The organism is Micromonospora sp. NPDC047074 (assembly GCF_040643815.1).
In the GTDB taxonomy this organism is placed as follows: domain Bacteria; phylum Actinomycetota; class Actinomycetes; order Mycobacteriales; family Micromonosporaceae; genus Micromonospora.
Genome location: NZ_JBEYVB010000005.1, coordinates 107,674 through 122,096, shown reverse-complemented (window position 1 = coordinate 122,096; position 14,423 = coordinate 107,674). Strand labels below are relative to the sequence as shown.

Sequence of the window (14,423 nt, the reverse complement as noted above, 5' to 3'; positions counted from 1 at the left end):
CCCGGATTCGCGGGAGGTCACGCACCCACGCCGCGGAGCAGCGGCAGGTAGACCTCGTCGATGATCTCGGTGAGGACGTTGTCGGGCACGGCGGGGTGCCCGCGGGTGATGAACTCGTCGCGCAGCAGCACGACGGCGACGGTGGCGACGCGTGGATTGAGGACCTCGGGTCGTACCTCGCCGCGCGACACGGCACGGGCCAGGACGGTCAGCCAGACGGCGCTTCCCGCGTCGGCCGTGCGTTCCTGGAGCTGCGCCAGCAGTTGCGGGTCGTCGCGGGCGCCGGCCAGCAGGGCGCGCAGGATGCCGCCGATGCGCGACGAGAAGGTGCTGTTGGCCCGACGCAGCAGGTCCAGCGCGTCGCCGCGCAGGCTGCCGGTGTCCGGGATCTGCGTGTTGGTGACGACGAACTGCCGGTAGGCGGCGATGCCCAGCGCGGCCCGGGTGGGCCAGCGGCGGTAGATGGCGTTCTTGTTGGTGCCGGCGCGGTGGGCGACCCGTTCCATGGTCATTCCGGCGTAGCCGCTCTCGGTGAGTTCCTCCATGGCCGCGCGCAGGATCGCCTGCTCCAGCGCGGCCCCGCGCCGTCTGCCCGGCGCCCGCTGCGGCTGTGGTGTCGAGCCGGGTGTCGCTTGGTCGGCCATCCCGTTCCTTTCGGGTACGGAGCGTACCTGACGGCGGGTGTGGGGATGGGAAACTGACGCGTCTTAGGGTACGGTACGTACCGTACTCGTGAGCGGTCGGGCGCGGCCCGGTGGAAGGGGAATGATGCGCGGCAGAGGGATCACCTACGACACCGGTTTCGTCGCCCGGCCGGGCCACAGCACCCGCAGGTCGTTCGACCTCGACGTCGTCCGGCGCGAGATGCAGGTCATCCGCACCGACCTGCACTGCACCGCGGTACGGGTCACCGGTGGCTGCCAGGACCGGCTGGAGATCGCCGCCCGGGATGCCGCCGAGGCCGGGCTGGAGATCTGGTACTCGCCGTTCACCTGCGACCTGACCACCGGCGAGCTGCTCGACTTCCTCGCCGACAGCGCGGATCGTGCCGAGCGGCTGCGCCGCGACGGTGCCGAGGTCGTCCTCCTCACCGGTTCCGAGCTGAGCCTGTTCACCGTCGGGTTCCTGCCCGGCGACGTGTTCGACGAGCGGCTCGCGCTGCTGGCCGAGCCGCACCGCCTCCGCGAGGTGCTGGCCGAGGTGCCCGCGCGGGTCAACGACTTCCTCGGCAGGGCCGTCGAGGTGGTCCGGGGCCGGTTCGGCGGCCGGGTCAGCTACGCGTCCCTGCCGCTCGACGGCGTCGACTGGGCACCCTTCGACATCGTCTCCTCCGACGCCGGCTACCGGAACGCGGAGATCGCCGCCGGGTTCCGCGAGAGCATCCGGGCGGCGGTCGGGCAGGGCAAGCCGCTCGCGATCACCGAGTTCGGCTGCACCACCCACCGCGGCGCCGCGGCCAAGGGCGGCCGTGGCGACGCGATCGTCGAGTGGCGGGCGGACGGCAGGGCGCTCCGGCTCGTCGGCGAGCACACCCGCGACGAACAGGAACAGGCCACCTACCTGCGTGAACTGCTGGACGTCTTCACCACCGAGGGCGTGGACAGCGCGTTCGCGAACACCTTCGCGCGCTACGACCTGCCGCACCACGACGATCCCCGGAGCGACTTCGACATGGCCAGCTACGGCGTGGTCAAGGTCTTCGAGGACCGTACGGGCGAGACGTATCCCGGCCTGCGGTGGGAGCCCAAGGCCGCCTTCGCCGCGCTCGCCGACTGCTACCGCCGCTGAAATCCCACCCGCACGCCACGACGTGGCCGTGCGTTCCCCGAGAAGGACGTGTCGTAGTGACGATCAACGAGAATCCGACCGTGGCCCCCGATTTCCAGCTGGGTGGCGACCTGCCGGTCGACCGGCTCGGTTTCGGCGCGATGCGGCTGGCCCTCGGCGGCCGGATCCGGCAGCCCGAGGAGGGTGTCGCCCTGCTGCGCCGCGCCGTGGACCTCGGGGTGAACCACCTCGACACCGCCGGCTTCTACGGGTTCGGCGACCTCCAGGCGCACGAGATGATCCGGCAGGCGCTGGCCCCGTACCCCGCTGACCTGGTGATCGCCACCAAGGTCGGCCCGCTGCTGGAGGGCGGCGTCGTGCCCACCGGGCAGGCCACCGCCGCGCAGTTGCGCGGCCTCGTCGAGGAGGACCTGCGCCGCCTCGGCCGGGACCGCCTCGACCTGGTCTACCTGCGGGTGGGTGGCATGGGCCAGCCGGGCGGCGAGTCGATCGGCGACCGGTTCGCCGCCCTCGCCCAGCTGCGTGACGAGGGGCTGATCCGGCATCTCGGCGTCAGCCACGTCGACGCGGCCCAGCTCGCCGAGGCGCGGTCCATCGCCCCGGTCGCCGCGGTGCAGAACCACTTCCACGTGCACCACCGGGGCGACGCCGAGGTGCTCGCGCGGTGCGAGCGGGACGGCATCGCGTACGTGCCGTTCTTCCCGCTCGGTGGTGGCAGGGACCCGCTCGACCAGGCTCCCCTCGCGAACGTCGGCGCCCGCCACGGGGCCACCACCGCCCAGGTCGCCCTGGCCTGGCTGCTCGCCGTGTCGCCGGTCACCGTCGCGATCCCCGGCACCAGCTCACCCGACCACCTGGCCGAGAACGTCGCGGCGGCCGGCCTCCGCCTCACCGCCGAGGACCTGGCCGAGCTGGCCTGACGGGGGGACGCTTCCGGTGGCACCGGAAGTGTCGGCGCGAGCCGGCAGGGCCGGTCGAGGCTGTGTTGCCCTCGGCCGACCCTGCCGGCGCCCGCGTGCTGCCCGAGGGGTCAGACGCGGGACCACTTCTGGTTGGCGTCGCCCGTGCAGTCCCACAACTGGAGCTTGCCCCCGTTGTTGGGGTTGCGGTCCCGCACGTCGACGCACCGGTTGGCGCTGAGGTTGACCAGGTCACCGGCGGCGTTGAGGGTGAACCGTTGTGCCGGGTTGCCGTTGCAGGTGACGAGGTTGACCTCGGTGCCGTTCGCCGTGCCGGCCCAGGCCGGGTCCATGCACTTGCCCATCGCCCGGATCGTGCCGTCGGACGCGAACGTCCAGGCCTGCGCGGCGGTGCCGTTGCAGTCCCAGATCTGGAGCTTGGCCCCGTCGACCGGGTTGGCGCTCGGGATGTCGATGCAGCGTCCGCTGAGCGCGCCCCGGATCGCGTTCGTGCCCGTCGGCGGGTTGCCGCCCGAGGTGTAGCCCGAGACGCGGACGTAGTCCACGAGCATCTGCTGCGGGAACTGCGTGGAGGCGTCGGGGTAGCCCGGCCAGTTACCGCCCACGGCCACGTTGAGGATCATGAAGAAGGGGTGGTCGAACACCCAGCGGTTGCCGCCGAGCCGACCCGGGTCGACCCGGTGGAACTCGACACCGTCGAGGTACCAGATGATGGAGTTCGGCTCCCAGTCCACCCGGTAGGTGTGGAAGGCGTCGGCGAGCGGCTGGCCGATGGTGCGGCTGCCGGTGATGCCGCCGCCGCCCGAGTAGCCCGGGCCGTGGATCGTGCCGTAGACGGTGTTCGGCTCCCGGCCGATGTTCTCCATGATGTCGATCTCGCCCGCGTTCGGCCAGCCCACGCTGCCCATGTCGTTGCCGAGCATCCAGAACGCCGGCCAGATGCCCTGCCCGCGCGGGATCTTGATGCGGGCCTCGAAGCGGCCGTACGCCTGGGTGAACGTCGCCGCCGTGAGCAGCCGGGCCGAGGTGTACTCGCACCGGCCGTAGTGGCACTGGTAGTTGGCCGGGTTCTCCCGGCGGGCGGTGATGACCAGGTTGCCCTGGCCGTCGTGCACGGCGTTGCTCGTGCTGTTGGTGTAGTACTGCCGCTCGTTGTTGCCCCAGCCGCCGCCACCGATGTCGAAGCGCCACTTGCTCTGGTTGACGGGCGTGCCGGCCGCCGCGTTGAACTCGTCCTGCCAGGTGATTCCCCCGATGGCGGCCTGCGCCGGCTCGGGATGGACCGGCACGGCGAGAGCCGCCGTGGCACCGATGATCGCGGTCGCGGCGAGGGCGAGCGCCCACGGCCGTCGACGGGTACGGACTCCGAACATGTAGGACCTCCTTCGACGATGCCGGCGCGATGTCTCGCGCGGACGATCGGCCGGTCGGTGCGGGCGTGCTGGCGGACGGGTGCCGCTCAGCCGCGCCGCCACTTCTGGTTGGCGCCGCCGTTGCAGTCCCACAGGTGCAGGCGGGCGCCGTCGGAGTTGTTCCACTCCTTGATGTCGACGCACTTGTTCGCCTGCGGGTTGACCAGGTCGCCGGCCGCCGAGAGGACGAACTGCTGGGCCGGGTTGCCGCTGCAGTTGGCGATCTGGATGACCGCGCCGTTGGCGGTGGACCCCCACGCGACGTCCATGCACTTGTTGTTCTGCGTACGCAGGGTGCCGCCGGTGAAGGTCCACGACTGCGCGCCGGTGCCGTTGCAGGTCCAGGTCTGCAACGGCACGCCGTCGGAGAAGTTCGAGTTCGGCACGTCGATGCACCGGTTGTTCCAGTTGCTGATCAGCCGGCTCCCGCCACCGCCGCCGGTGGTCACCAGGGTCAGGCCGTAGACGCCGAGGATCTCGTTGACCGGCTGGAAGAACGTCGTGCCGCCGGTGGAGCAGTTGCCGGAGCCGCCGGAGGTGACGCCCTGGGCCTGGTTGCCGGAGACCCAGGCCCCGCCGGAGTCGCCGCCCTCGGCGCAGGCGTTGCTGCGGGTGAGGCCCGACACCGCGCCCTGCGGGTAGTTGACCGTCTCGTTGCGGCCCAGGATGGTTCCGCAGCGCCAGCCGGTGGTCCGCCCGGAGCGGCAGACCGAGCTGCCGATCGCCGCGTCCTGCGAGCCGGCCACCGTCACGTTGCCGCCCGAGTAGTTGTTCACCCAGGGCTGCGGGGTCCAGGAGCCGTTGGTGCGCACCCACCCGTAGTCGTTGCCGGGAAACGACGATCCCGCGAACGTGCCCTGGGAGACGTTGTTGTAGCCGAGGGTGGGGCTGCCGACGCCGCCGCAGTGGCCCGCGGTCACGAAGCCGCCGACGACCGCGAAGCCGACCGAGCAGAGGGTGTTGCCGTTGATGACGTACTGGTCGCCGCCCCGGATGTCGTAGAGCGGGCGGGGCGCGTCGGCGGAGGTGACCACCTGGATCGCGCCCGTGGGCACGCCGGCGGCCCGCGCGTACGCGATCGCCTTGGCGGTGGCGCCCGGGCGGGCCGTGACGACCACGCTGTTGCGGGCGACGTCGACGCGCCAGCCGTGGACGTCGCGGGGGTCGGCGTCGGCGGCGCGCCGGTCGAGGGCCCGCTTGACCGAGTCGAGGGTGCGCTCGTCGCGGGCGACCACCGCGACGTCGGCGCCCTCGGCGCGGACGGCCGGGGCGAGCGCGCGGTCCGTGACGGCGACGGTGAGCCGGTGCCCGCCGGGCGGGATCCACGCGCCGGCGAACGCGGCGCCGAGCGTCGCGCGCAGGCGCCGCTCGACGACCGGCGCCGCCGCTTCGGTACGCAGGCGCTCGCCGACCTGCGCGGCGGTGAGCCCGAGGTCGCGGCGCATCGCCTCCACCATGGCGGGGGTGGGGTCGGCCGCGACGGCCGTGTCGTGGGCCGGTGCGGCGGCGGGGCGGGCCTCGCCCGCGTGGCCGGCCGTCGGCGACAGTCCGACGAGGAGGAGGGCGGCGGCGACGGGGCCGAGCACGCGCAGTCTTGGGGACACAGGCGTCCTTTCCAGTACGGCGGTGGTGGGTGACGCGGGGGTGGGAGAGCGCTCTCACGACGAAGTCTGTCGATATTCTGACTCATTTGTCAAGAAGGTTTCCAGTGAACTGGAGGCGACTCTCCGAAGCCGCCGCCGGCTAGCCCCGCCCCAGCCGCACGACGTCCTGACCGAGGTCAGCGGGCAGCCGGCGCATCATCGCCTGGAGTTCCTTGCGCGATCGACAGCCGAGCTTGCGCAGCACGCTGGCGACGTGGCTCTCGACCGTACGCCGGGAGAGGAACAGATCCCCGGCGATCTCCTGGTTCGTTCTCCCGTCCGCCGCCAGCAGCGCCACCTCGTGCTCCCGCGACGACAGCACCTGGCCGTGCGACGGGCGTCCACCGCGCCACGGATACGGGATGGGCACCCCGTTGTTCCGCATGACCCGGCAGATCCTCGCGACATCGTGGTCGGCGCCGAATCCCCCGTACGCGCGCAGCGCGTCCTGGAGCATGCGCCCGCCGTCGGCGGCTCCCCGCTCGCACCGCCAACGCCCCAGGCGCTCGACGACCGTGGCCTCCTGGTAGCGCAGCCCGGCCTCGGCCAGCCGGTCACGCGCCGCCTCCAACACCCGCTCGGCCTGCCGCTGGCTACCCTGGGCGCGCAGCAGGACGGCCCGGGCGCTGAGCAGGGCGGCCCGGGCGATCGGCGCGTCGGCGTCGGCCAACCGCCCGGCCAGCTCGTCCACGAGCGAACTGGCCTCGTCGGCCCGTCCGGTGGCGTCGAGGGCGTCCACCAGGCACAGCACCGACTCGGCACCCCACACCCAGTTGCCCTTGGCCCGTACGTCGACGAGCGCGGCGGTGGCGGTCGAGGCCGCGCCCCCGGCGTCGCCCGACGTCAGCAACAGCCGGGACAGCGTCGCCCGGGCGGAGATGAGCGGCCACACGGCGCCGGCCCGCCCGGCGAGCGCGATCACGTCCTCCAGGCTCGCCGTGGCCTCCCTGGCGGGACCCGTGGCCGCGAGCACCGTGCCCCGCAGCAGTTGAGTGTCGAAGGAGGCGGCGGCGAAGTGGAGCGTGCCCTGGGGCGGCGACTCGAGTGCGGGGTGGAGGCCGTGCAGGCGTTCCGCCAGCCCCTGCCACCGCCCGGCGGCGTGGTCGACGGCGGCCGTCAGGAACTCGACGACCTCCGCCACCCGGAGGTACTCGGCCTGGTGAACCGTCCGGCGTCCCTCGTCCAGCAGGGCTTCCGCACGCCTCAACTGCCCGATGTGGAGAGCGGCCTGGGCCCAGTTGAGGCAGGCGCGGGCATGTTCCCTCGGCACGGACCGCAGGGCGTCGTCACGCAGCAGGTCGTCGATCAGCCGCCAGCTCGCCGGGTCGCCCTGCTCCAGCAGGAGCGAGGCCCTGGTGATGCGTACGGCGACGTGGACGTCCCGCTCGCCGCTGCGGCGCGCGGCCTCCTCGGCCTGGTCACACCGTACGGCGTGCTGGCTGAAGTGCCGGTCCACCACCGTGTCCGGCGCGGCGAGCACGGCGAGCGCCCGGCCGAGCAGTCCGGGCCGGTCGGCCAGGTCGTGGACGGCGTCCTCGATCTGGAGGTAGCCCGCCCGGGCCTCACCGTGCTGGCGCAGCAGGCGCCCGAGTGCGAAGCGCAGCTCGCCGCGCAGGTGGGCGGGGAGCGGCTCGGTCGCCAGGAGGCGTTCGAGGATCGGCACGGCCTGCGTGTGCGCCAGCCCGTCGACCGCCGCCTTGCCGAGCTTGACGGCCAGCCTGACCCGCACCTCACCGGCCGGCTCGCCGCTCTGCAGGGCCTGGAGCAGAAACCGGGCCGCCGTGGCGTCGTTGCCGTGCGCGAGTGCCGTGTCCGCCGCCGCCTCCGCGTTGGTCACGAACTCCACGGCACTCCCGGCCAGCCGGAAATGGTGGGCGAGCCGGGCCACCGGCCTGGGCCCGGCCGTCGCCTGGAGGGCCCGAGCGGTCTTCAGGTGCAGCCAGCGCCGGCTGGGCGTGGCCACCGACTCGTACACGATCTGCCAGGCCAGCCGGTGCCGGAACCGGCACCCACCGTCGTGCTCGTGCAGCAGGCCGGCAGCCTGCGCCTGCGCGAGGGCGGCGGCTACCTCCGCCGGACCGTGGCCGGCGACCTCGGCGAGGATCTTCTCGTCGGGTGTCATGCCGATGACGGCGGCGGCCCGGAGGATCTCCTGTGCCTCGTGGTCGAGCGCGGCGAGGCGCTGCAACAACACGTCCCGCAGCACCGTCGGGACGGCGAGATCGGCCAGCGCGTCGGGCCGGCCGGGGATCTCGCCGGCCGGCAGGTGCTCCGGGAGCGTGCGGAGCACCTCCTCCACCACGAAGGGGATGCCGCCGGTCTTCTCGTACAGGGAGGTGGCGAAGGCGGCCGGCACGTCCGCCCGCAGGATGCCGCTCGCGAACTGCGCCACCTCGGGCAGGCTCAGCGGGGCGAGGCTGATCGACCGCGCCGGTCCGGCCGGCGCCCGGGCGAAGGCCTCCCGGATCGGCAGCGGACCCGCCCCGCTCCGGACGGTGAGGACCACCGAGAGTTCCGTCGGCTGGTACGCGGCCAGGAAGGCGAGGAAGTCCTGCGTGCCGCCGTCGGCCCAGTGCACGTCCTCCAGGACGAGGACCAGCGGGCTCAGGTGGTCGAGCAGCGCGACGGCGGCCCGGAACACCCGGTGCCGCTCCGCCATCTGGTCGGCGAGCGCGGGCGGGGGCGCGGGCAGGTGCTCGGCGATCTCGGGAAGGAGCGCCGCGAGCGCCCCGATCACCGGGTTGCTCGGCGGGGACAGGGCGAGGTCGGGGCCGGCGAGGCGGAAGGCGTCGAGCAGAGGAGACAGTGGCAGGGGCTCCTGGAGCAGCTCGCACTGGCCGACCAGCCGGCGCGTTCCGGCCAGGTCGGGCGCCGCGAACGCCTCCGCCACCAGGCGGCTCTTGCCGATCCCCGCCTCGCCTTCCACCAGGACGAGGGACGGCGGGGCGGCGACGGCCGCGCGCAGCGTCGCCAGCTCGGCCCGGCGGCCGACGAGCACCGCCGACCGGGCTCCCGCGGAGGCGACGTGCGGCGGTCTGAAAGGCATCGGGCCAGTCCCCTCCGCTCGCGTCACCCCGATCTAGCTGCGGGTTCAGGCTACTGGATCTTCTGTTACGGGCAGCCGCACCGGCCGGTCAAAAATCGGTATCCGGTACGGAGGCTCGGTCCGGCCCACTGTCTCTAGCGTCGACGGCCGAAGCATCGGTGCAGTAAGGGGCGGGGATGGACCTGAGACAGAGACGACTGACGGCGGCGACGGCGGTGGCCGCGTTGACGCTGGCCGGGGGTGTGTGGCCCGGCTCGGTGGCGCGGGCCGGCGCGGCCCCGGCGGAAGGCCGCTCGGAGGAGCGGAAGGCCTACGTCGTGCAGATGAAGCTGGACCCGGTCGCGACGTACGAGGGCGAGGTGGCCGGGCTGCCCCGGACGAAACCGCAGCCGGGCCAGAAGGTCGATCGCAGGTCCGCCGCCGTGACCAGGTACGCCGAGCACCTGCGGCGCCAGCACGACACCGCGCTCGGCAAGGTGGGCGGCGGCCGGAAGCTCTACGAGTACGTCTACTCCTACGACGGGTTCGCTGCGGAGCTGACCGGGTCCCAGGTCGCGCGGCTGCGGACGATGCCCGATGTCGTCTCGGTGACCGAGGACAGGAAGGTGTCGACGCAGACGTCCTCGACGCCGTCCTTCCTCGGCCTGGACGCGCGTGGCGGCGTCTGGGACCAGCTCGGCGGCCCCGACGGGCGGGGAAAGAGCGCGGGCGCGGGTGACGGCATCGTCATCGGCGTGATCGACAGCGGCATCTGGCCGACGAGCGCGAGCTTCGCCGACCGCGACGGCCGGGGCAGGCCGCTGCCGCCGGTCAGGGGTTTCGAGGGCGCCTGCGAGGCGAAGGCCCCGGACGGTTCCTGGGATCCCACGATGTGCACCGGGAAACTGGTCGGGGCGCGACACTTCACCGCCGGATGGGGCGGCGACGACGCGCTGAAGAAGGAACTGCCGTGGGAGTTCCTGTCGCCGCGTGACTACAACGGGCACGGCACGCACACCGCCGCCACGGCCGCGGGTAACCACGACGTCGCCGCGACCGGGGCGGCGCAGATGTTCGGGACGGTCAGCGGGGTGGCGCCGGGGGCCCGGATCGCCGCCTACAAGGCGCTCTGGTCGACCCAGGACGGGTCCACCGCCAACGGCTACAACTCCGACCTGGTCGCCGCCATCGACCAGGCGGTGGCGGACGGCGTGGACGTCATCAACTACTCGGTGTCCGGGACCACCAGTGACTTCCTCGACCCGGCGGAGGTGGCGTTCCTGTCCGCCGCGCAGGCGGGCATCTTCGTGGCGGCCTCGGCCGGCAACGACGGCCCCGCCGCCGCCACCGTGGCGCACCCGTCCCCGTGGGTGACCACGGTCGCGGCCGGCACCCACAACCGCACCGGGGAGACGTCGGTGACGCTCGGCAACGGTGCCGCCTACCGCGGCGCCTCGCTGGCGACGGCGAAGGCCGGCCCCGCGCCCCTCGTCGACGCCGCGACCGCGGGACTTCCCGGCGCCGACCCGGTCGCCGCGGCGCAGTGCCGTGCGGCCAGGGACAACGGCGGCAAGCCGGTGCTCGACCCGGAGAAGGTCAAGGGCAGGATCGTCATCTGCGACCGGGGCGAGACGGCCCGGGGCAACAAGAGTCTGGCCGTCGCCGAGGCGGGCGGCGTGGGCATGGTCCTGACCAACGTGGACGCGGGCTCGCTCAACGCCGACCTGCACGCGGTGCCCACCGTGCACCTCGCCGACTCGGACCGCAAGGCCGTCAAGGACCACGCCGCCAGCGCCGGTGCGACGGCGACGATCGACCAGGCGACGCTCAGGTACGACGCTCCGGCTCCGTACGTCGCCGAGTTCTCCTCGCGCGGGCCGCTGTACGCCGGCGGCGGCAACCTGCTCAAGCCCGACCTGATCGCCCCCGGGCAGGACATCCTGGCGGCCACGGCGCCGCCCGCCAGCAACGGGGCCGACTTCGGCATGATGAGCGGCACGTCGATGGCGGCCCCGCACGTCGCCGGACTCGCGGCACTGCTGAAGGACATCCACCCCGACTGGTCGCCGATGGCCATCAAGTCGGCCCTGATGACGAGCGGTTCCGACGTCCGGGACGGGCCCAGCACCGACCCGTCAGTGATCTTCAAGCAGGGGGCGGGACACGTCACGCCGAACAGCGCCGCCGACCCCGGTCTGGTCTACGACAGCGGTGTCGACGACTGGCTCGCCTTCCTCTGCGGCACGACCGAGGGCGTCTCCGCCGAGACCTGCGACGGGCTGTCCCGCTCGGGGCGGTCGCTCGACCCGAGCGACCTGAATGGCCCCTCGATCTCGGTCGGCAGGCTGTCCGGTACCCGGACGGTGACCCGCGAGGTGACGAACGTCGGCCGCTCGACCGCGACCTACACCGCCGCCGTCTCCGGGCTGAAGGGGATCACGGCCACCGTCAGCCCGAAGCGGCTCACGCTGAAGTCGGGACAGACGAAGTCGTTCACGGTCACGTTCGCCCGGACCACGGCACCGGTGAGCAGCTTCCAGGGCGGGCAGCTGACCTGGACCGACGGCAAGCACCGGGTACGCGTCCCGGTCGTCGTGCGCCCGGTGCCCGAGACGTGGGCCGCCAGCTACGGGGCGGCGGGCCTGGACGACACCGCGCAGCACGTCGCCCTGGACCCCAAGGGGAAGCGCCTCTACGTGGCGGGCGCGAGCAACCAGGATCTCTGGGGCACGCCCCGGCCGCGCTTCGCCCTCGTCGCCTACGACCCGGCCACCGGAGCCCGGCTCTGGAGCGCGGGTTACACCGGGCCCGCGGCCACGCACGACGAGCCGATGGCGATCAAGGTGAGCCCGGACGGTTCCACGCTCTTCATCACCGGCATGAGCGAGGCGGAGGGCTCGGGCGGCGACGTCGTCACGCTCGCCTACGACGCCGCCACGGGTAGGCGGCTCTGGGAGGCGCGGTACACCGGGAAGGAGGCCGGCGGGACGGACTTCGGCAACGCGCTCACGGTCAGCCCGGACGGGAAGAGCGTCTACGTGGCCGGCTACACGGCGCTGCCCGACCACCAGCTCGACTACCTCACGATCGCGTACGACGCCGGCACCGGCGCACAGAAGTGGTTGACCACGTACGACGGGCCGGGGCCGTTCGCCGACGACGCCAGGGCGATCGGGGTGAGCCCGGACGGCGCCAGGGTCTTCGTCACCGGCCAGAGCAGCGGAGTGGACACGGGACTGGCCGACTGGGGCACCGTGGCGTACGACGCCGGCACCGGCGCGCAGCTCTGGACGGCCACGCACAACGGCACGTCGAACGGAATCGACATCTCGGCGGACCTCGTGGCGTCCTCCACCGCGGTCTTCGTCACGGGCAGCAGCGACACGGCGGAGGCGGGCAGCGATCTCGTCACCATCGCCTACGACCCCGCCACGGGCAAGGAGCTCTGGACGGACCGGTACGACGGCCCCGGGCGCAGCACGGACGCCCCACGCGCCCTCGCCCTCGCCCCGGACGGCGGCAGGTTGTTCGTGACCGGCAACAGCACCGGGGAGGGGACGGGCGACGACTTCACCACGATCGCCTACGACACCGCCACCGGCGAGCGGTCGTGGGTGCAGCGCCACAACGGGCTGATCGACGGCGCGGACATCGCCTGGGATCTCGCCGTGACCCCGGACGGGAGCAGGGTCGTCGTCACCGGCGGCAGCGCCGACGACAAGACCGTGCGCGACGGCATGGAAATGCCCGACGACGACTACGTGACGATCGCGTACGACGCCGCGAGCGGGAAGGCGACGTGGACCGGCCGGTACGACGGCCTGCCCGGCGGCGCCGCGGACAACTCGTACGGTGTCGTCGTGGACGCCACCCCCAAATCCGGGGTCCGCGTCTTCGTCACCGGGTCGAGTGTGACCGGCGGGCAGCTGCCCTGGTCCCCGGAGGTCGACTTCACCACCGTCGCCTACGTCGAACCCTGGCGGCAGCAGTGACCCAGGGCAGGGCCGGCGTCCTGGGCTGAGACGACCGGGTTCCGAAGCGGTCAGGGCTCTGATCCGGCATCTCGTGCCGGGTCAGGGCCCTGACGTCGCACACCCCGCGCGCCCGTGTGCCGGGTGGCGGGGGAGCGGTGCCGGTCAGGCGGTGGAGAGCAGGCCGCGCGCGGCCTCGACCTGGTCGACGGCCCGGCGCAGCGCGGCCACGATCCGGTCCTCGCCGGCGGCGTCCAGCCGGGCCACCGGCACCGACAGGCTGATCGCGTCGGTCGCCGGCGACCCGAGGGGCACCGCCGTCGCGAAGCAGACGATGCCCTCGGTGTTCTCCTCGCGGTCCACCGCGTACCCCCGGTCGCGGACGGCGGTGAGCTCGGCGCGCAGCGCGTCGGGGTCGGTGACGGTGTGCGGGGTGAGGGCGGGCAGCGGCCAGGTCAGCAGCCCGTCGAGCGCCTCGTCGGGGCGCTCGGCGAGCAGCGCCTTGCCCAGGGCGGTGGCGTGGGCCGGCAGTTGCCGGCCGATCGCGCTGTAGAGCCGCAGCGGGTGCACCGACTCGCGCTTGGCGAGGTAGACGATGTGCGCGCCGTCGAGGCGCCCGAGGTGCACGGTCTCGCCGAACTGCCGGGACAGGTCGTCGAGCACCCCGCCGAGCAGTCCCACGGTGTCGTCGCTGGTGAGGTACGCGGCCCCGACCTGGAGCGCCCGCACCCCCAGCCCGAACCGGGTGCCGGTCGGGTCGCTCTCCACCCAGCCGCGCTGGGCCATGGTGCGCAGGATGCCGTGCAGGCTGCTCTTCGGGATGTCCAGCGCGCGGGCCAGGTCGACCAGGGAGCGCCGCTGCGGCGAGGCGGCCAGTGCCTCCAACACCTCCAGCGTCCGGGTGGAGGACTTCACGGGTTGGAACCCGCCGGGCAGCGTCATGGGCGCCACTCTAGCGGGGTTGACAGGCCCGGCGGCAGCGCTAGGGTCACATATGTGACTGGCGTACAGAATGATGAACAGAGGCAGGCGGTCGTCGCGGCCGTCGGCGCGGCCCGGATCCTGCCGGTCGTCGTGCTCGACGACGCCCGCGACGGCGCCCCGTTGGCCGACGCGCTGCTGCGGGGCGGGCTGCGCTGTGCCGAGGTGACCTTCCGCACCGACGCCGCGGCCGAGGCGATCCGCGTCATGTCCGAGCGACCCGACCTGCTCGTCGGCGCCGGCACCGTGCTGACCCCGGCCCAGGTCGACCGGGCCGTGGAGGCCGGCGCCCGGTTCGTCGTCACCCCCGGGTTCTCCCCGGCGGTGGTCCGGCGCTGCCAGGAGGCGGGTGTGCCCGTGTTCCCCGGCGTCGCCACCGGCACCGAGATCCAGATGGCCCTCGACGCCGGGCTCGACACGGTCAAGTTCTTCCCCGCCGAGCAGCTCGGCGGCGTCGCGATGATCAAGGCGCTCGCCGCGCCGTACCGCTCGGTGCGGTTCATCCCGACCGGCGGGGTCAACACCGGCAACCTCTCCGACTACCTCGCCCTGCCCGCCGTGCTGGCGGTCGGTGGCACCTGGATGGTGGCCCCGGACCTGCTCGCTGCCGGGCGCTGGGACGAGGTCGCCACCCGCACCGCCGCGGCCGTCGAGGCCGCCCGACCCGCCGTGGAGGCCTGACC

9 protein-coding genes are annotated in these 14,423 nt (G+C 73.3%); 4 read left to right on the top strand and 5 right to left on the bottom strand.

Annotated elements, in window-relative coordinates; genetic code table 11:
• Nucleotides 1–17: 17 nt before the first annotated feature.
• Nucleotides 18–644 (bottom strand): TetR/AcrR family transcriptional regulator, encoded by a 627-nt coding sequence (locus ABZ809_RS10450; protein ID WP_357562188.1) that lies wholly within the window; start codon nt 642–644, stop codon nt 18–20.
• Between the two features lie 124 nt (nt 645–768).
• Here ABZ809_RS10450 and ABZ809_RS10445 point away from each other — a divergent pair, with 124 nt between their 5' ends.
• Both ABZ809_RS10445 and ABZ809_RS10440 read left to right on the top strand, forming a co-directional pair.
• On the top strand, nt 769–1,788 hold the full coding sequence (locus ABZ809_RS10445) for a hypothetical protein (RefSeq protein WP_357562187.1): 1,020 nt from the start codon (nt 769–771) through the stop codon (nt 1,786–1,788).
• A gap of 56 nt (nt 1,789–1,844) precedes the next feature.
• A complete protein-coding gene (locus ABZ809_RS10440) occupies nt 1,845–2,708 on the top strand; it encodes an aldo/keto reductase (protein WP_357562186.1) in 864 nt (287 codons plus the stop codon).
• Between the two features lie 110 nt (nt 2,709–2,818).
• Here the strand turns inward: ABZ809_RS10440 and ABZ809_RS10435 are convergent, their stop codons facing one another.
• From ABZ809_RS10435 to ABZ809_RS10425, 3 genes are all read right to left on the bottom strand, one after another.
• Nucleotides 2,819–4,081, bottom strand: coding sequence for a family 16 glycosylhydrolase (locus tag ABZ809_RS10435; protein ID WP_357562185.1), 1,263 nt, complete (start codon nt 4,079–4,081; stop codon nt 2,819–2,821).
• Between the two features lie 86 nt (nt 4,082–4,167).
• Nucleotides 4,168–5,667: a ricin-type beta-trefoil lectin domain protein gene (locus ABZ809_RS10430; RefSeq protein ID WP_357562361.1), complete on the bottom strand. Its 1,500-nt coding sequence runs from the start codon at nt 5,665–5,667 to the stop codon at nt 4,168–4,170.
• Nucleotides 5,668–5,863: 196 nt separating this feature from the next.
• Complete coding sequence (locus ABZ809_RS10425; RefSeq protein WP_357562184.1) at nt 5,864–8,809, bottom strand: AAA family ATPase; 2,946 nt, start codon at nt 8,807–8,809, stop codon at nt 5,864–5,866.
• 176 nt (nt 8,810–8,985) lie between these two features.
• On the opposite strand from ABZ809_RS10425, the gene ABZ809_RS10420 reads away from it, so the two are divergent.
• Nucleotides 8,986–12,780, top strand: a complete 3,795-nt coding sequence (locus ABZ809_RS10420) for a S8 family serine peptidase (protein ID WP_357562183.1) — start codon at nt 8,986–8,988, stop codon at nt 12,778–12,780.
• Nucleotides 12,781–12,924: 144 nt separating this feature from the next.
• Here ABZ809_RS10420 and ABZ809_RS10415 read toward each other — a convergent pair whose 3' ends face one another.
• Complete coding sequence (locus ABZ809_RS10415) at nt 12,925–13,701, bottom strand: IclR family transcriptional regulator (RefSeq protein WP_357562182.1); 777 nt, start codon at nt 13,699–13,701, stop codon at nt 12,925–12,927.
• Nucleotides 13,702–13,755: 54 nt separating this feature from the next.
• On the opposite strand from ABZ809_RS10415, the gene eda reads away from it, so the two are divergent.
• A complete protein-coding gene (eda, locus tag ABZ809_RS10410; protein WP_357562181.1) occupies nt 13,756–14,421 on the top strand; it encodes a bifunctional 4-hydroxy-2-oxoglutarate aldolase/2-dehydro-3-deoxy-phosphogluconate aldolase in 666 nt (221 codons plus the stop codon).
• The last annotated feature ends 2 nt before the right edge of the window (nt 14,422–14,423 follow it).